We start from the raw sequence: 17,502 nt of genomic DNA on the forward strand, positions 1-17,502 counted from the left end.
AAATGGGAATATGCTATGCAACATAAGTTACTGATTAACGGAGAACTGGTCAGCGGCGAAGGGGAAAAACAGCCTGTCTATAATCCGGCAACGGGAGAAGTATTACTGGAGATTGCCGAGGCAACCGCAGAGCAGGTTGATGCCGCTGTTCGCGCGGCAGATGCCGCATTTGTCGGGTGGGGGCAAACCACGCCGAAAATGCGTGCGGAATGCCTGCTGAAACTGGCGGATGTTATCGAAGAGAACGGTCAGTTTTTTGCCGAACTGGAGTCCCGTAACTGTGGCAAACCGCTGCATAGTGCTTTTAATGATGAGATTCCGGCGATTGTCGATGTCTTTCGCTTTTTCGCCGGCGCTGCGCGCTGCCTGAATGGTCTGGCGGCGGGTGAATATCTTGAAGGTCATACATCAATGATTCGCCGCGATCCATTAGGTGTTGTGGCCTCTATCGCCCCCTGGAACTACCCTTTGATGATGGCAGCGTGGAAACTGGCTCCGGCGCTGGCGGCGGGGAACTGCGTAGTGCTTAAACCATCAGAAATTACACCGCTGACTGCGTTGAAACTGGCAGAACTGGCGAAAGATATCTTCCCGCCAGGCGTGATCAACGTACTGTTTGGCAGAGGTAAAACGGTGGGTGATCCGCTGACCGGACATCCAAAAGTGCGCATGGTGTCGCTGACGGGGTCTATCGCTACCGGTGAGCACATCATCAGCCATACAGCACCATCCATAAAGCGCACCCACATGGAACTGGGCGGTAAAGCACCAGTGATTGTCTTTGATGATGCAGATATTGAAGCAGTGGTCGAAGGTGTGCGCACCTTTGGCTATTACAATGCCGGACAAGATTGCACTGCTGCCTGTCGTATCTACGCGCAAAAAGGTATTTACGACGCGCTGGTGGAAAAACTCGGTGCCGCAGTGGCAACGTTAAAATCTGGCGCACCGGATGATGGGGCCACAGAGCTGGGGCCGTTAAGCTCACTGGCACATCTCGAACGCGTCAGCAGGGCGGTGGAAGAGGCGAAGGCGACGGGACACATTAAGGTGATCACCGGCGGTGAAAAACGGCAGGGTAACGGTTATTATTATGCGCCTACACTGCTGGCCGGTGCGTTACAAGAAGATGCCATCGTTCAAAGAGAGGTATTTGGCCCGGTAGTGAGCGTGACGGCCTTCGACAACGAAGAGCAAGTGGTTAACTGGGCGAATGACAGTCAGTACGGGTTGGCCTCTTCGGTGTGGACGAAAGATGTCGGTCGGGCGCATCGTGTGAGCGCTCGTCTGCAATATGGCTGCACCTGGGTCAATACCCACTTCATGCTGGTCAGTGAAATGCCGCACGGCGGGCAGAAACTTTCAGGTTATGGCAAAGATATGTCACTTTATGGGCTGGAAGATTACACCGTAGTACGCCACGTAATGGTTAAGCATTAAGGATAGTGTTGTAAATCTGGAGAGTGTGAGAGGATCTAACCTACTGTCAGAGAGTTGATTTCTCTCTGACAGTACGTGCTGCGTGCAATATCGCTACATCAAATAAACCAACCAAATCTCATAGAGATAAGAGTAAACAACCCAACAGCAGCAAAGAGATTTATCAGCACTACAGTTTTACTGGAAACGTTCATTTTTGCCACCTTTTGTCATAGCCCCTATGTGTATAGTACGGGTTGGGAAAATCCGCAATCATACACATTCTGAAGATGGACAAGAGCATGCCGTAGGTTATTGAATTTATCTTAAATGGATTGAAAACTTGATGCGCATCAAGAAATGACGCATATTTGCGCGCGTTTTATTCACCTGGCTGGATGCCTGTACATGTCTCTTTTTCAATGTTTGCTTGTTTTTTATGCTGTTATGGCAGTAATCGCCTTTCTTATTACCTGGTTTCTTTCCCACGATAAGAAGAGCATTCGCTTTCTGAGCGCCTTTCTGGTGGGGATCACATGGCCGATGAGTTTTCCAGTGGCGCTACTGTTTTCACTGTTTTAAATCTTACTCGCTGGCTTGACGGCACAACGCAGACTTATATCATTTGAGTGAATCGATAAATTTCACAAGTGGCTAAGGAGAAAGTATGTCGCACCTGGATGAGGTCATCGCGCGCGTGGATGCCGCGATTGAGGAGAGCGTCATTGCCCATATGAACGAATTGTTAATCGCCCTGAGCGATGACGCAGAGTTAAGCCGGGAAGATCGCTACACCCAGCAACAGCGTTTGCGCACAGCAATCGCCCATCACGGACGCAAGCATAAAGAAGATATGGAAGCGCGCCACGAACAGTTAACGAAAGGTGGCACCATCCTCTGATTAAAACGTGCGTCTGGCCACCAACCAGGCGCCAACTACCAATAAAACCGCTCCGCAAATTGGACCAATCAACGCCCGAAGTGGCACGCCATGACTGCGGAAAATATCCAGTACCAGACCTCCAATAAGTTGGCTGGCGACCAGTACTGCAATGGTCGTTGCCGCCCCCACATTTTGATACCCGCTGATACTGGCGAAGACAAAAAATGATCCCAGCAAACCAGGGATTAGAGTCCACCAACGCACGCTGGACACCAGTTCGCCAAACCCTGCCATCCCTTGTTTAAACCACAAAATAGACACGAACAGCACAATTCCCACCAGTGAGTTCAGTAGCATGGCGATGAGAATGGTGGAGGAGGTCTGAGTGATGCGCACCATCAATGTGTTTTGCACCACCAGGCCAATCCCGGCGGCGATCAAAAAGGCAAGGGTAAGCGACTGATTCATCCGATAGCGTCCGGTTCACTGCGTTCGTCGAGTTGCAACTGCATAAAGGTGAGATCCAGCCAGCGACCAAATTTAGTGCCTACCTGCGGCATTTGTGCGGTGACGACAAATCCCAGCGACTGGTGTAGATGCAGCGAGGCCTGATTTTGCGACTCGATCCCGGCAACCATGACATGCTTCCCGCAATCCCGCGCTTCATCAATCAACCGGCTTAACAATTTGCGCCCAAGACCTTTGCCCTGATGATCCGGATGAACATATACCGAATGTTCCACTGTATGGCGAAAACCGTCGAAACTACGCCAGTCACCAAATGAGGCATACCCCGTGACAACGCCATTTTCTTCGCTCACCAGCACCGGATAACCGGATAATGTTCGCGCTTCAAACCAGGCGATTCGGTTATCTGCATCCACCGTTTGGTCGTTCCAGATAGCCGCCGTATACAACACGGCGTGGTTATAAATTTCTGCAATTGCAGCACAATCGGCTTTGCGGGCAAAACGGATGGACATGTCGAGCCTCTATAAAACATCGAATAGTAATGATGCTATCAATACTATCGAAAACAGCCGGAAGCAACGCAATCTATAATGAAATTATTGTGTGTTGCTGGACGAATGTGATGCATACAAACACATCTCACCACGTGAGCCTGCTACCATTGATGGATTCATGCCAAAAGCACAGGAGATCATTATGGGGCAACAAAAGCAGCGTAACCGCCGTTGGGTTCTGGCCTCGCGTCCGCATGGAGCGCCGGTTCCGGAGAATTTCCGTCTGGAAGAAGATGACGTTGCCACGCCAGGTGAAGGTCAGGTGTTACTGCGCACAGTTTATCTGTCGCTGGACCCGTATATGCGCGGGCGCATGAGCGATGAGCCATCCTATTCACCACCGGTTGATATTGGTGGCGTGATGGTTGGCGGCACGGTGAGCCGGGTGGTGGAATCAAATCATCCGGACTACCAGCCTGGCGACTGGGTGCTGGGCTACAGCGGCTGGCAGGACTACGACATATCCAGTGGTGATGAACTGGTGAAACTTGGCGATCAGCCACAAAACCCTTCGTGGTCGCTGGGTGTGCTGGGGATGCCTGGTTTTACCGCTTATATGGGCTTGCTGGATATCGGTCAACCTAAAAAGGGGGAAACGCTGGTGGTTGCTGCTGCAACCGGCCCTGTTGGCGCAACGGTGGGGCAAATCGGCAAACTGAAAGGCTGTCGGGTGGTGGGTGTTGCCGGTGGCGCTGAAAAATGCCGCCATGCTACTGATGTACTGGGTTTCGATGTTTGCCTTGATCACCATGCGGATGATTTTGCTGAGCAACTGACGAAGGCGTGTCCGAAAGGTGTTGATATCTATTATGAAAATGTGGGCGGTAAAGTGTTTGATGCCGTGTTGCCGTTGCTCAATACATCCGCGCGCATTCCTGTCTGCGGCTTAGTGAGCGGCTATAATGCGACGGAATTGCCATCTGGTCCGGATCGTTTACCGTTGCTGATGGCCACGGTGCTGAAAAAACGTATTCGTCTGCAAGGCTTTATTATCAGCCAGGATTATGGGCACCGGATCCATGAGTTCCAGCAGGAGATGGGGCAATGGGTGAAAGAGGGGAAAATCCATTATCGCGAGCAAATGACCGACGGTTTAGAAAATGCCCCACAGACTTTTATTGGCCTGTTAGAAGGTAAAAACTTCGGCAAAGTCGTTATTCGTGTGGCGGATGACAATTAACAAAACAGGTGGCGGTGTTATACCGCCACCACGTAATATTATTCAAACCGCCATGCGAGATTTACGCCAATACCATAATTCCGTCCAGGTGCTGGCTCGTAATATCGGCCATTGGATTCATTAACAATCACCGATCCGACATATTCTTTATCGAATAAATTATCGACCCGGCCAAATAAATCCACCGTCATATTGCGGTAATTATATTTATAGCCGGTAAACAAACCAACGAGAGTATAAGAGGGCGCTTTTGCCGTGTTTTCGTCATCAGCCATAATATCGCCCATATATCGCGCTTCTGTACCGGCATACCAGCCTTCTTCTGGTACGTAACCTAAAGACGCAAAGCCCATATTGCGGGCGATCCCTGGCATCCGGTTACCATTACAGTTCTGATCGTTACAAACGTTGCTGCGATATGTTGCATCAAGCCAGGTCCACGACGCTTTTACGCGGAAATCTCCGGCGAAACGTTGATCCCACGCCAGCTCGGCTCCCTGACGACGCGTCTTCCCGGCATTTTTATAAGTGGTACGCCCACCGCTACTGCTATCGACAACGATTTCATCATGAGTATCGGTCTGGAACACTGCGAGGCTAAACAGACCATCGCCAATACGCGTTTTACTGCCGATTTCGATTGTATCGTTGGTGGACGGTTTTAAACCAAAGTTCATCCCGCTTTGCCCATCGGCACGGTATGAAAGTTCATTAATGGTCGGCGTTTCAAAGCCGCGTCCCGCTGCCAGATAGATATTCCAGGCATCGGTGATGGCGTATTTTAACGATCCGGCTGGCAGCCATTTGTGATAACTGGCATCTCCGCTGTCATCGCCGTTACCGGGAGTAATGTAATAATCGTTGGAATCAAACCATACTGAGCTATAGCGCACGCCAGCATCCAGTGACAGTTTGTCAGTCAGTTGCCACTGGGTCTGTAAATAGGGATCGACGTTCCACATCAGATTACGCTCGTCGCGGCGCAAATCACCTTTTTGCCCGTATTCTGGTATGCCGTAACTCAAGCGGAAGTTATTGTAGCCCTTGCGGTTTTCACTCATGTTTTCATAGTTTAAACCGGTGGTTAAAGTGAACGGAACACCCAGTTCGCCGCGGTGTGTCCAGCGACTGTCTATTCCCTGATAATGGCGTTGCAGCGTAATCACGCCGCCTGCGTGTGACGGGGTAAGTTGTGGTGCCATCGGGATTGACTGGTACTGGGTCGTTTCACGCTCACCCGCGTACATCATCACGCTCATCTCATCGCTGGCGCTAAGACTACGCTCATAACGCACTCCAGCCTGAGTTTGCTTGATGGTTTTCCGTGTATCGTACTGTTCAGCGCGAGGAGCTTGTTGCGGATCCGCTTTCCATTCTGCTTCGGTCAACCCACCGGGGTCGTTTGCTTTGATATCCACACTATTAAAAATCAGGCTTAATTTGCTGGCATCATCAATACGTACGCCCAATTTGGCATTGGCTAAATTTTTCTGTGCACCACTATGGTCACGGTAGCCGTGGGTCGTAAAACGTGTGGTCGAAACGGTGTAATCGACATCGCCAGCCTGTGTGCCGTCACCCATTGCTCCCGTTGCCTTCAACCCGTAACGCCAGCTACCAAAACTGCCATAGTAACTGCTGGCTTCAATGCCTGACGGTTGTTGCCCCGTTTGTGTGGTGACATTCATCACCCCACCGGAAGCGTTGCCATAGAGGGCGGAAAAGGGGCCACGCAGTACTTCCACGTTTTGCACGCTACTTAAATCGATATTAGACGTTTGTCCTTGCCCGTCGGGCATGGTGGCGGGAATGCCGTCCACATACAGGCGAATCCCGCGGATCCCGTAAGTAGAGCGGGAACCAAATCCACGAATCGACAACTGTAAATCCTGCGCATAGTTCTGCCGGTTTTGTACCTGTAAACCAGGCACGCTGGTCAGTGATTCAGACAAGTTAATGCGCGGTGTTGCCAGGCGCATCTCTTCGCCATCAACCACACTGACCGCCGCTGGGGTATCCAGCTCTGAAACCACCTGTGGTGTGGCACTCACAATCATGGTTTGTTCATTAGCGGCAAAAACGGATGGGGAAAGGACAATCAGCGCAGATAAAACAGTCTGTCGGACGGAAAAAATCTTCATGAAAAAAGCCAGGTTAAGAATGGAAAAACATCGCTATGGTAATGAATTTGTAAATTCATAGAAAACAAAACGGCACGATACGTTAACCAATTGAGAAAATTGTAGTCGTAACAGCAAGAAATACTCCACATTTGAGAAAATAATGATTACCATTCCCATTTATAACAAGGGTGTAACGAAGATTACGCTCAGCGAAGCATTGTGAAGCAGCAAAAATATCGGTTCATCAAAGGGAGTCGTCATGCATTTACGTCATCTGTTCTCATCGCGTCTGCGTGGTTCATTACTGTTAGGTTCATTGCTCGTTGCTTCATCGTTCAGCACGCAGGCAGCGGAAGAAATGCTGCGTAAAGCGGTAGGTAAAGGCGCTTACGAAATGGCTTATAGCCAGCAGGAAAATGCGCTGTGGCTCGCTACATCGCAAAGCCGCAAACTGGATAAAGGCGGGGTGGTTTATCGTCTCGATCCGGTCACTCTGGAAGTGACTCAGGTGATTCATAATGATCTCAAACCGTTTGGCGCCACCATTAACAATGCCACCCAGACGTTGTGGTTTGGTAACACCGTAAACAGCGCGGTCACGGCGATCGATGCCAAAACGGGCGAAGTGAAAGGGCGTCTGGTGCTGGATGATCGTAAGCGCACGGAAGAGGTGCGCCCGCTGCAGCCGCGTGAACTGGTAGCAGATGATGCCACGAATACCGTTTACATCAGCGGTATTGGGAAGGAGAGCGTGATCTGGGTGATTGACGGTGAGAATATCAAACTGAAAACTGCCATCCAGAACACCGGTAAAATGAGCACTGGCCTGGCGTTGGATAGCAAAGGCAAACGTCTCTATACCACCAACGCTGACGGTGAATTGATTACTATCGACACCACCGACAACAAAATTTTGAGCCGTAAAAAGTTGCTGGATGATGGCAAAGAGCACTTCTTTATCAACATTAGTCTCGATACCGCCAACCAGCGTGCGTTTATCACCGACTCCAAAGCTGCGGAAGTGCTGGTGGTTGATACTCGTGAAGGCAATATTCTGGCGAAGGTAGCGGCACCGGAATCACTGGCTGTGCTGTTTAACCCGGCGCGTAATGAAGCCTATGTGACACATCGTCAGGCAGGTAAAGTCAGTGTGATTGACGCGAAAACCTACAAGGTAGTGAAAACGTTCGATACGCCGACCCATCCGAACAGCCTGGCGCTGTCTGCCGATGGCAAAACGCTGTATGTCAGTGTTAAACAAAAATCCACTAAACAGCAGGAAGCTACCCAGCCGGACGATGTGATTCGTATTGCGCTGTAATCGACACAGGGGAGTTTGTCTTTCGTAGGCCTGATAAGGCGCTAGCGCCGCATCCGGCAAGCGGAGCACAATGCCTGATGCAACGCTGTCGCGTCTTATCAGGCCTACAACACGCATAATTATTTGATTTATTTGGAGTTTGTTGGCCGGATAAGGCATTTACGCCGCATCCGGCTTTAAACCGGGCAATTTTGCAATTAACTCGCCGTTTCAGGCTTAAACACAATTTCCTGTTTTTCTTCATCTTCCTCGATGACTGGCGCAGTGCTGTGAACTTCGGCAACGCGTTTACGCACACCAAACCAACCCACAACCAGCAGAATACCGATAACCGGCAGTGCCGCGATGGTATAAGTCCCGTTCGGATAATCGAACGCCATCAGCACCAGGACGCACAGCAAAAACAGTAAAGTCAGCCAGGAAGTGAAGGGCGCGCCGGGGAGTTTAAAACTGACTTCCTGCGCTTTACCTTCTTTAATCGCTTTACGCAGGCGCATCTGGCAAACAACGATAAACGCCCACGAAGCGATAATTCCCAGCGACGCAAAGTTCAACACAATCTCAAAAACGCGCGACGGCACCAGATAATTGAGGAATACGCCGACAACATACACGACCAGCGTCGCCAGAATCCCGGCATACGGAACATGCTGGCGACTCATTTTCGCCATAAAACTTGGTGCAGAACCGCCCATTGCCATTGAGCGTAAAATACGTCCGGTGCAGTACAGGCCAGAGTTCAGGCTGGAGAGTGCGGCGGTCAGCACCACGATATTCATAATGCTGCCGATGTACGGCACGCCAAGTTTAGAGAAGAACGTCACAAACGGACTTTGCCCCGCCTGATACGCACTCCACGGCAATAACATCACCAGCAACAACACGGAACCGACATAAAACAGACCAATACGCCAAATCACGCTGTTAATGGCTTTAGGCACCATGGTCTGCGGATCTTTACATTCTCCGGCGGCAGTTCCCACCATCTCAATGGAAGCGAAAGCAAATACTACGCCCTGAATCAACACCAGTGCAGGCAATAAACCGTGGGGGAAGATACCGCCATTATCGGTAATTAAATGAAATCCTGTGGTGTTGCCATCCAGTGGCTGACCGCTACCGAGGAACACTGTACCCACGACCAGAAAGGTAACAATGGCGAGAACTTTAATCAGCGCAAACCAGAACTCCATCTCTGCAAACCATTTTACACCTATCATATTCATGGTGCCGACGATGGTTAATGCCCCGAGCGCAAATACCCATTGTGGAATATCGCCAAACGCGCCCCAGTAATGCATATACAGTGCAACTGCAGTAATATCGACAATCCCGGTCATTGCCCAGTTGATGAAGTACATCCAGCCAGCAACATAAGCGGCTTTCTCACCCAAAAACTCACGGGCATATGAGACAAAACTTCCACTGGAAGGGCGATGTAATACCAACTCACCCAACGCACGCAAAATAAAAAACGAAAACAAGCCGCAGATTAAATAAACCAGTGCCAGTGCTGGTCCCGCCATTTGCAGTCGGGCACCTGCGCCTAAAAACAAACCAGTACCAATCGCGCCACCAATGGCGATCATCTGCACCTGGCGATTACCCATCGCTTTGTGATAGCCCTCTTCGTGGGCATTAAGCCAGCGGCGTTTCGCGGCGTGTTGATCTGAAGTATCTGTGTCGTGTTTACTCATTGCGCTCCCTGAGTTTCTCGCTAAAAGGTTATATATGACACCACATGGTTTGTTTATTCACCGTGGCAATGACAGCCTTCACCATTATTCTTTATGGGTATAACTGTCGGCGCAGAATCCTACCTGTTATCGTGTAACGATGCAAAATGATCCCGCTCTAAATGTATGGGTATAAAAGCGACTGACGACAAAATAGCAATCTGGTGAAATTATGACTGATACAACTATTGTTGCGTTGAGGGTACTCGATTGCAGACCAGATCTTTTGTTCCTCGTTCGTCGCTCTGAACGCCCGTGGTTTCAGTGGTCACTAGTGTGGTTGGTCGCCAACATATCCCTTCGCTGATTATCACTGAACAGTGAGGGACTGGCGTATGACTGGTTTCAGGGGAATACAACTCTTAAAACATTACTTCAATATAATTTTAATATGTATATCATTCTCGATATTAATTTATGAAGTGAATTTGATATATTCCGAATTCATGATTTACATTACTAATGTATGGAGCATCACGTTAAGATAGCCACGTGCAGATCATGATATCAGGGTGGGGCGGTAGCGTTTACAGATATTAATTAATTGATGAGGATTATGTTATCCGTGCAATCATTTGCATCAACTATTGATATTGAAGATAGATAAACAAAGATACTGAGAGTTAATGTTAAGTAATCGTAATGGGAAACTTTGATAACTTGCTTTGATTTCATTGTCTATGAAGATGATGTCATCAACACTGCATAAAGTGGAAATGTTGAACATCAAAGAGAATCCTATTTAATAAATAATAAAAGAACGTTTGTTTTTTATCTGAAAAATATTATTTCCAGAAGGAATGAGATGTCATTAAGGAGAATGACATCTGGTGAATTAACATTAGCCAGATCGATTTTTGAGAATACAATTGATTATAACAAGGTATGGAACCACAATGAAAAACCCTTGCCAGGTCAAGGGGAAAGAACAGCGATGACCCCAAACGGGGAAATGTATTATCCTGATGTTGTTTATAGTTCAGATTTTTCATCGCAAGCAATGCCTGGCGATCGTGAAACAGTAGCTGGTGCTTCTCACTTGTTTATTCATGAAATGATGCATGTTTGGCAATATCAGAAAGGGTATTCAGTTAAGTTGCGTGGTTTGTTTTCCTGGGCGGCAAATTATCATTACGATCTTAATTTACAGTCAATTGCTTCTTATTCAATGGAACAACAAGCATCTATAGTTGCTGATTATTGGCTATTGATTAACTATGGATTGGTAGCTGATTTGGCAAATGTTAACTATGTAGGAGATACAACTGAATCAGTGAATACTCTATCGGAAAAATACAAAAAGGTGCTTAATTTATTTCCTGCGGGCGTCATGTGAAGAGATTCTTTTTGTTGCTCTTTTTATCGGGATGCACTGTTGGTGATTATGTTCGTCCATTGTTGCCCGGTAATATATATTTACAAGACGCACGGGTTTGTTCAAAACCAGACGATGGGAATATGATTTCAAATTATATTTTATATGAAGGTAAATATGGTAATGCAATAAAACTGAAAAGAGTGACTGGTCAGTTCGATCCCGTATGTATTGACATAAGTGAGCTATCTTCAGATGTTATTTATATCGGAAAATATATGCTCTCTTCCGGAAGTAAAAAAGAATACTATGGTTTTAGCATAATTAGATCAGGGGAGTGTATTTTAAGACTTGATGATAATCATATCAAATGACAAGTTAAATAATTTCACTGGTTTTATTAATGTGCTTCAGGTGAATATTTTCACCAGGGTAACATGACTGTGCATTCTTCATGGTATATATGGTTGATAGTGCCTTCAGTAGCACTCATAAGTATTGAGGTGTTTTATGCCAACGACGAATATTTTATATATTTTCTTCTCTGTAAGATTTCTTATTAGCACTTAGCCATTCCTAGTTAAAAGGATTAATTATGAGTTTTACAGCTACAGATTACCCATCCGGCACACTAATTGGATCGGGTAAGCATAACGTGACTTTGAGCGGCAGCGCTGTTCCTGATGGAATGTTACTGTTCGCAAGCTTAGGTGGTACAGAAACAGTAGGGGAACTATTTACTTATTCTATTAAATTAAAAACTCCTGACACCCTGAACATAGGCTATGTTTCCCCCGCAGCCAACCTGCAGCTCAAATCGATGGTAGGCAAAGATCTGTGCGTCCATATCGAATTGGATGGCGGCGGAAAACGGTATATCAGCGGGCTGGTGACGGCGGCGCGCGTGGCTGGTCATCAAGGACGTTCGGTGGTGTATGAACTGCGGATCGAACCGTGGTTAAAAATATTGACCCACACGAGTGACTACAAAGCGTTTCAGAATAAAAACGTGGTGGACATCCTCGATGAGGTGCTGGATGAGTACCCCTGGCCAGTGGAAAAACGACTGGTGGAAAATTATCCGACTCGCACCTGGCAGGTGCAGTACGGTGAAACAGATTTTGATTTTATTCAGCGCCTGATGCAGGAGTGGGGTATCTACTGGTGGTTTGAGCACAGCGAGAACAGTCACACGTTAGTGCTGGCTGATGCCATTAATGTCCACAAGACATGCGCAGATTCGCCGCTGGTGTGTTATTACCAGAAAGGGCTGAAACTGGACAAGGAGTTTATCCATACCATCACAGCAAATGAAAGCCTGCGCAGCGGACAGTGGGTGCTGAATGATTTCGACTTTATGAAGCCGCGTTCACTGCTGAAGAGCACCGTGGCTAATCCACGTGAAACCGGCCTTGCTGAATATGAGCACTACGAATGGCCGGGAGACTACTTCACAAAGAGTGAAGGTGAAATGCTGACACGCATCCGCATGGAAGAACAGCGTAGCCCCGGTAGTCGGGTACAGGGCAGTGGCAATATTCGTACCCTGATGACAGGTTTTACCTTCACCCTGGAAAACTATCCAACAGCCGAAGTGAACCGGGAATATCTGCTGGCACAGACCACACTATTTATACAGGACAATGCGCAACACAGCGGCCAGGAGCAGCACTTCTCTTACTCAACCAGCTTTGAGTTGCATCCCACCAATGAAGTTTACCGTCCGCAGCGAACTCTGAGCAAACCCCATACCAAAGGCCCGCAGAGCGCCATCGTGACTGGCCCGGCGGGGCAGGAAATCTGGACGGATAAATATGGCCGGGTGAAAGTTCAGTTTGGCTGGGATCGTTACGGTAAGAATGACGAAAACAGCTCCTGCTGGATCCGTGTCAGTTATCCGTGGGCGGGTAAAGGATTCGGTGGCATTCAGATCCCGCGCATTGGTCAGGAAGTTCTAGTGGATTTCAAAAACGGTGACCCGGATTTACCCATTATCGTGGGGCGGACATACAACCAGGACACCATGCCTCCGTGGGGACTACCGGGCGCAGCGACGCAAAGCGGGTTTTACAGCCACACCATCGGCGGCGGCCCAACCAATGCTAACGCCCTGCGTTTTGAGGATAAAACTGGCGGAGAAGAAGTCTGGTTGCATGCCGAGAAAGATCAACGCATTGAAGTAAATAATAATGAAAGCCATTGGGTGGGCAATAATCGCCTTAAAGTTATTGATAAAACAGAAACTGCGATTATTGGTGAGAAACGTTCTCTAACAGTTCAGACAGATGATATCTCTCTCGCCGGAGGGGATAAAACAATTCAGACAGTGCAGAATTTACACCTTGCTGCGGGAGATTCCATTATTCTTAGCTGCGGAGAAACTATCCTGCAAATGACCAGTGACGGAATATTTAATATAACCTGTAAGAATTTTAATATTACAGCAACAGAGAACGGAAAAATAAATACACAATCAGGGCAGCTTGATTTAAACATGAATGACAGAGCGGCAAATATACCTCCGCCTGGAGCATTAGAGAAAACAGCCCTTCAGACGGCAATAGACGTCACCTTCATGACTAAAAAATAAATAAAAACCCATCAAAAAATAATTCGTTTATTAAAAAGGACTCATGCCATTATGACGGAATATTACCTCAATGAGACAGTTATAACTTTCACCGGGAATATTATTCAGGACAGTACCATTAATATGTTGCGGCTCAGCAATCCCGACGCCGCACTCATTATCAGCCGGGGTCAGATGCAGGAAGGAGACGAATTAGCCTCTCAGGTTGAACAGCAAATGAAAAAGTTAGAAAAGCAGGTCAGGGAACTGCACCACACGCCCGTGCAGGTGACCCGCGTGGGGATTAATGACGCTGAGGAAGGGCTGGAGATACAGAGCCAGTTTCTCCGGGGTAACGAGCAGGTGTATCAGTGTCAGGTGGCATTTGTATTGCCGGGTGAGCGGGTCATGATGGCCTTCACTTACGCCAGAACCACACCGCTGACCCCGGCAGACATGACGCGCTGGGCTGAAATTAAAAAGAATCTGCGCTTCAGGATACGGCAGGAAACCAGGACGCATTAATCACACAGGGAACGGGACATGGAAGATGCATTCTGGGCGGCAAGACAGGGTGATGCCCTGCTGCATACGTCGTTTATGGCAGATGTGCTGGGGGCGGTGCTGGAAGTGGCCGCAAATGTCGTTATTGATGCCCTCATTGTCGGCGCAACCTCGTTACTGGCGGCGTCAGTAGGGATCACGATGGGGTGCACGGCTGTCGTGCTGACCGGTTTTGTGGCGGGTGTGGCGATGGTGTACACCGGCGTGACAGAAACGGTCAGCGAAGCCTGTTCAGACCTCGCAGATATGCTTTTCCCGCCTCAGATTGAAGGTTACATCCTCACCGGCTCTGGTGACACATTGATCAACAGCAAACCTGCCGCGCGGGCAGCGGCCACAGCGGCATCGCGGCAGGAGATTGAGGCACAGGAAGCGCAGGCGAAGGCGGAACAGGAAGAAGCGCAGCGTCAGGAGGACGCCAGAAGGTTCCGGGATGTGGCCGGGGAATATCTGGAAATGGCGGGGGCAATAGCCCTGGCGGTTCATCCGGTGACTGGACCTGTTCTGATGTCCCGGGCGCTGCACGACCAGCTCAGTACGGAAGAAGGGCGTTCTGAGATGGTGGATGGCGTGACACATTTTGTGTCGGAACTATGGCAGCCCACCGTGGCCAGTGCGGCACCTGGCTCCACCCCGACCCCTGACGATAAAATCGACTGCCATAAACATCCTTCCTCACTGACTCAGTTACTCGCACAAAAAAAAGCCGCCTTTCTGGATGACCCTCTGGGAACGGCCCTTAACCTGTTGAGTCCGGACGGTCTGCTGGAAACCGCCTTTCAGGGAGTGAATGCGGTTATTGGTAGTATCAGTAATCTGTTCAAAGGTGATGACGAACCGCCCGCGGCGGAATATATCGCGGAAGGTGCGCGGGATGTGCGTGTCAACAGTCAGCCAGCGGCACGCAGCGGGGCACGCTGTACCTGCGAGGCCAGGGTGGTGAATGCGCCGGGGGACGGGGCGTTTGTGTCACCGGATGTCCGCATTGGCGGTCCGTTACTGGTGGTCAGGGATATCAGAAGCGGCAGGTCGCAGATAACCCTGGTGGCAACTGTGGCGCTGATGTTTCTTCGCCCGGGCAAAATGCTTTCTAAAATCGCCTGTTTTGCTGCCGGTATCGGGATGAGCATGATGACGCAGAAGGCCATCAGCGCCCTCCCGCATCCGGTCAACGCCGCCACCGGGGCCAAATACCTGGCTGATGATGATGACTTCGATTTCAGCCTGCCGGGCCACTTTCCGCTGGACTGGCAGCGTGTGTACAGCAGTCGTGACGAACGCACGGATGGGATGTTCGGTCAGGGCTGGAGCGTGATGTATGAAGTCAGCCTCGTGCGCACACCGGGTAACGCGGACGAAAACTGCATGACCTTTGTGTCGGGTATGGGGCGACGGCTGGATATGGAAGCCGTGCTGCCGGGGAGCGGGTTTTACAGCCCCGGTGAAGGACTGGCAGTACGGCGTGGTGAGCAGGGGCACTGGCTTATCAGCAGCGATGATGGACATTTTTTTCTGTTTGAAGCCGACCCGCATCACCCGCAGCGCCAGCGGCTGAAAATGCTGGGCGACCGTAACAGCAACTGTCTGAATCTGTACTACGACGACCGGGGGCGCATCACTGAAATTCGCGGCGAACAGCAGCGTCCGTGCATCCGTCTGTATTACGAACTGGCGGCGCATCCCCGGCGGGTGACACAGATTTATCAGCATTTCCCTGATACTGCACCTTTACTGCTGCGTCGTTACAACTATGACGAGGCTGGCCACCTGAACGGCGTGCACGACAGCACGGGGCACCTGTTGCGTGAGTTTGCTTACGACGAAAACAACTGCATGACGCTGCACCGGCAGCCCGGCGGCGAAGGGTATTATTACCAGTGGGGCTGGTATGAAGGGCCGGATGATGCAGGCTGGCGCGTGACGGGCCACCATACCGACAGTGGCGCACGATACCGTCTGGACTGGCGGATGGCTGAACGTGTGGTATGTGTGACAGACGGGGCGGACCGGACACGCTTTCATCAGTGGGATGCGCAGAATCAGGTGACGGCGTACCAGGACGAAGCCGGGCAGGTGATGACGTTCCGCTGGAGCGACGAAGAACGACTGCTGCTGGGGATGACCGACGCTCAGGGCGGCAAATGGCGCTATGTGTATGACCGCCTGGGGCATATCACGGAGACGCACGACCCGCTGGGGCGGGTGGCACAGACACAGTGGCACCCGGTATGGCACGAACCGGAAACGGAAGTGGATGCGACGGGGAACAGTTGGCGCTGTGAGTACGATGAACGCGGCAATCTTCTTACCGTGACCGACCCGTTGCAACAAAACACCCGGTATCAGTATGACCGCCACGGCCAGGTGGTACAGATAACCGATGCCCGTGGGGGGAATAAATACCTTCAGTGGAACGAAGACGGGCAGCTCACGCGGCATACGGATTGTTCCGGCTCGCAGACGACCTGGTTCTACGACGAACGCACGCGGCTGATACGGGTGACAGACGCGCAGAGCCACAGCACGCGCTACGGGTATGACGACAGCGGTCACCTGGTGGAGGTGATTCTGGCGGACGGCCGCACGGCGCATTACCAGCCGGATGCGGCGGGCAGGCTGGTAAAGTACACCAGCCCGATGGGGAGGATAACGCGCTGGCAACGCGACGGGCAGGGCCGGGTGCGCAGCCGGACGGACGCGATGGGGCGCAGGACGGCATTCGGGTACGACGCCTACGGGCGGCTGACCCGGCTGACAAACGAGAACGGAGAAAGCTATCAGTTCCGCCACGATGTGCTGGACCGTCTGGCGGAGCAGATAAACCCGGATGGCTGTCGCCAGGCGTACCGTTACAACGCGCTGAACGCGGTCACGGAAGTGGTGTTCACCGGGGAGCGGGGCGGTGAAATCCGTCACCGGCTGGCGCGTGATGCGGCGGGCCGGCTCACGGCAAAAGAGACAGCAGAAAGCCGTACAGAATACATCTATGATGCGGCAGACCAGCTACTGGAAATCCGCCGCCAGCGGTCGGATGCCGGGGAAACGGATGCACCGGAGATTATCCGCTTCAGTTACGACAGACTGGGACGGATGCTGACCGAGGAGACGGCGCAGGGCATCTTAACCCATCAGTACGATGAACTCAGCAACCGGACAGCCACCACCTTTCCGGACGGCAGAACGCAGCGCCATCTGTACTACGGCAGCGGTCATCTCCAGCAGATAAATCTGGACCGGGAGGTTATCAGTGAGTTCACGCGTGACGCCCTGCACCGTGAGGTGCTCAGAAGTCAGGGGCGGCTGAGCACGCGGCAGCTTTACGACCCTGCCGGGCGACTGAAGCGCAGGGAGACATACAGCGGGATGC

At 50.5% G+C, this 17,502-nt stretch carries 15 protein-coding genes; 10 read left to right on the forward strand and 5 right to left on the reverse strand.

Features of this window, described 5'->3' with window-relative positions:
• The first annotated feature begins 15 nt into the window (after nucleotides 1-15).
• Nucleotides 16-1,440 (forward strand): aminobutyraldehyde dehydrogenase, encoded by a 1,425-nt coding sequence (gene patD, locus BEA93_RS06595; RefSeq protein WP_105224563.1) that lies wholly within the window; start codon nucleotides 16-18, stop codon nucleotides 1,438-1,440.
• Nucleotides 1,441-1,538: 98 nt separating this feature from the next.
• Here the strand turns inward: patD and yncL are convergent, their stop codons facing one another.
• Nucleotides 1,539-1,634 (reverse strand): stress response membrane protein YncL, encoded by a 96-nt coding sequence (gene yncL, locus BEA93_RS06600; RefSeq protein ID WP_071985532.1) that lies wholly within the window; start codon nucleotides 1,632-1,634, stop codon nucleotides 1,539-1,541.
• 193 nt (nucleotides 1,635-1,827) lie between these two features.
• Here yncL and BEA93_RS06605 point away from each other — a divergent pair, with 193 nt between their 5' ends.
• Together BEA93_RS06605 and ydcY are read left to right on the forward strand one after the other, a co-directional pair.
• Entirely contained in the window at nucleotides 1,828-2,001 is a 174-nt protein-coding gene (locus BEA93_RS06605; RefSeq protein ID WP_001516416.1) for a GhoT/OrtT family toxin, read from the forward strand.
• An 85-nt stretch (nucleotides 2,002-2,086) separates the two neighbouring features.
• The gene (gene ydcY, locus BEA93_RS06610; protein ID WP_000018633.1) at nucleotides 2,087-2,320 is read left to right on the forward strand and encodes a DUF2526 family protein YdcY; all 234 of its coding nucleotides are present in this window, start codon (nucleotides 2,087-2,089) and stop codon (nucleotides 2,318-2,320) included.
• Here the strand turns inward: ydcY and BEA93_RS06615 are convergent, their stop codons facing one another.
• Together BEA93_RS06615 and BEA93_RS06620 are read right to left on the reverse strand one after the other, a co-directional pair.
• Nucleotides 2,321-2,770, reverse strand: coding sequence for a DMT family transporter (locus BEA93_RS06615; protein ID WP_001076542.1), 450 nt, complete (start codon nucleotides 2,768-2,770; stop codon nucleotides 2,321-2,323).
• Entirely contained in the window at nucleotides 2,767-3,285 is a 519-nt protein-coding gene (locus BEA93_RS06620) for a GNAT family N-acetyltransferase (protein WP_001516415.1), read from the reverse strand. The genes BEA93_RS06615 and BEA93_RS06620 overlap by 4 nt, the downstream gene beginning before the upstream one ends.
• Nucleotides 3,286-3,469: 184 nt before the next feature.
• Here BEA93_RS06620 and curA point away from each other — a divergent pair, with 184 nt between their 5' ends.
• Nucleotides 3,470-4,507, forward strand: a complete 1,038-nt coding sequence (gene curA, locus BEA93_RS06625; protein WP_016248713.1) for an NADPH-dependent curcumin/dihydrocurcumin reductase — start codon at nucleotides 3,470-3,472, stop codon at nucleotides 4,505-4,507.
• A 38-nt stretch (nucleotides 4,508-4,545) separates the two neighbouring features.
• Here the strand turns inward: curA and pqqU are convergent, their stop codons facing one another.
• Nucleotides 4,546-6,648, reverse strand: coding sequence for a TonB-dependent receptor PqqU (gene pqqU, locus BEA93_RS06630; RefSeq protein WP_105224562.1), 2,103 nt, complete (start codon nucleotides 6,646-6,648; stop codon nucleotides 4,546-4,548).
• A 241-nt stretch (nucleotides 6,649-6,889) separates the two neighbouring features.
• Between pqqU and yncE the strand changes: the two genes are divergently transcribed.
• Nucleotides 6,890-7,951, forward strand: a complete 1,062-nt coding sequence (gene yncE / locus BEA93_RS06640) for a 7-bladed beta-propeller protein YncE (protein ID WP_000550691.1) — start codon at nucleotides 6,890-6,892, stop codon at nucleotides 7,949-7,951.
• Nucleotides 7,952-8,148: 197 nt separating this feature from the next.
• On the opposite strand, the gene ansP is transcribed toward yncE, so the two are convergent.
• A complete protein-coding gene (gene ansP / locus BEA93_RS06645; RefSeq protein ID WP_105224560.1) occupies nucleotides 8,149-9,648 on the reverse strand; it encodes an L-asparagine permease in 1,500 nt (499 codons plus the stop codon).
• An 844-nt stretch (nucleotides 9,649-10,492) separates the two neighbouring features.
• Between ansP and BEA93_RS06655 the strand changes: the two genes are divergently transcribed.
• The 5 genes from BEA93_RS06655 to BEA93_RS06675 form a co-directional block, all read left to right on the forward strand.
• Complete coding sequence (locus BEA93_RS06655; RefSeq protein WP_105224559.1) at nucleotides 10,493-11,023, forward strand: type IV secretion protein Rhs; 531 nt, start codon at nucleotides 10,493-10,495, stop codon at nucleotides 11,021-11,023.
• On the forward strand, nucleotides 11,020-11,376 hold the full coding sequence (locus tag BEA93_RS06660) for a hypothetical protein (protein ID WP_105224558.1): 357 nt from the start codon (nucleotides 11,020-11,022) through the stop codon (nucleotides 11,374-11,376). The genes BEA93_RS06655 and BEA93_RS06660 overlap by 4 nt, the downstream gene beginning before the upstream one ends.
• A gap of 221 nt (nucleotides 11,377-11,597) precedes the next feature.
• Complete coding sequence (locus BEA93_RS06665; protein WP_105224557.1) at nucleotides 11,598-13,592, forward strand: type VI secretion system Vgr family protein; 1,995 nt, start codon at nucleotides 11,598-11,600, stop codon at nucleotides 13,590-13,592.
• A 51-nt stretch (nucleotides 13,593-13,643) separates the two neighbouring features.
• Complete coding sequence (locus tag BEA93_RS06670) at nucleotides 13,644-14,096, forward strand: DcrB-related protein (RefSeq protein WP_000141610.1); 453 nt, start codon at nucleotides 13,644-13,646, stop codon at nucleotides 14,094-14,096.
• An 18-nt stretch (nucleotides 14,097-14,114) separates the two neighbouring features.
• Nucleotides 14,115-17,502, forward strand: a 3,388-nt coding sequence (locus tag BEA93_RS06675; protein WP_105267623.1) for a DUF6531 domain-containing protein, incomplete at its 3' end; no start/stop codon positions are given.

Source organism: Escherichia sp. MOD1-EC5950, assembly GCF_002965345.1.
Lineage (GTDB): Bacteria > Pseudomonadota > Gammaproteobacteria > Enterobacterales > Enterobacteriaceae > Escherichia > Escherichia marmotae.

Bases quoted from the DNA above. Each gene is read 5' to 3' on its own strand.
- BEA93_RS06670 (WP_000141610.1), top strand. From the start codon at position 13,644: ATGACGGAATATTACCTCAATGAGACAGTTATAACTTTCACCGGGAAT.
- ydcY (WP_000018633.1), top strand. From the start codon at position 2,087: ATGTCGCACCTGGATGAGGTCATCGCGCGCGTGGATGCCGCGATTGAG.
- yncL (WP_071985532.1), bottom strand. From the start codon at position 1,634: ATGAACGTTTCCAGTAAAACTGTAGTGCTGATAAATCTCTTTGCTGCT.
- BEA93_RS06655 (WP_105224559.1), top strand. From the start codon at position 10,493: ATGTCATTAAGGAGAATGACATCTGGTGAATTAACATTAGCCAGATCG.
- BEA93_RS06665 (WP_105224557.1), top strand. From the start codon at position 11,598: ATGAGTTTTACAGCTACAGATTACCCATCCGGCACACTAATTGGATCG.
- patD (WP_105224563.1), top strand. From the start codon at position 16: ATGCAACATAAGTTACTGATTAACGGAGAACTGGTCAGCGGCGAAGGG.
- yncE (WP_000550691.1), top strand. From the start codon at position 6,890: ATGCATTTACGTCATCTGTTCTCATCGCGTCTGCGTGGTTCATTACTG.
- BEA93_RS06605 (WP_001516416.1), top strand. From the start codon at position 1,828: ATGTCTCTTTTTCAATGTTTGCTTGTTTTTTATGCTGTTATGGCAGTA.
- pqqU (WP_105224562.1), bottom strand. From the start codon at position 6,648: ATGAAGATTTTTTCCGTCCGACAGACTGTTTTATCTGCGCTGATTGTC.
- BEA93_RS06620 (WP_001516415.1), bottom strand. From the start codon at position 3,285: ATGTCCATCCGTTTTGCCCGCAAAGCCGATTGTGCTGCAATTGCAGAA.
- curA (WP_016248713.1), top strand. From the start codon at position 3,470: ATGGGGCAACAAAAGCAGCGTAACCGCCGTTGGGTTCTGGCCTCGCGT.
- BEA93_RS06615 (WP_001076542.1), bottom strand. From the start codon at position 2,770: ATGAATCAGTCGCTTACCCTTGCCTTTTTGATCGCCGCCGGGATTGGC.
- ansP (WP_105224560.1), bottom strand. From the start codon at position 9,648: ATGAGTAAACACGACACAGATACTTCAGATCAACACGCCGCGAAACGC.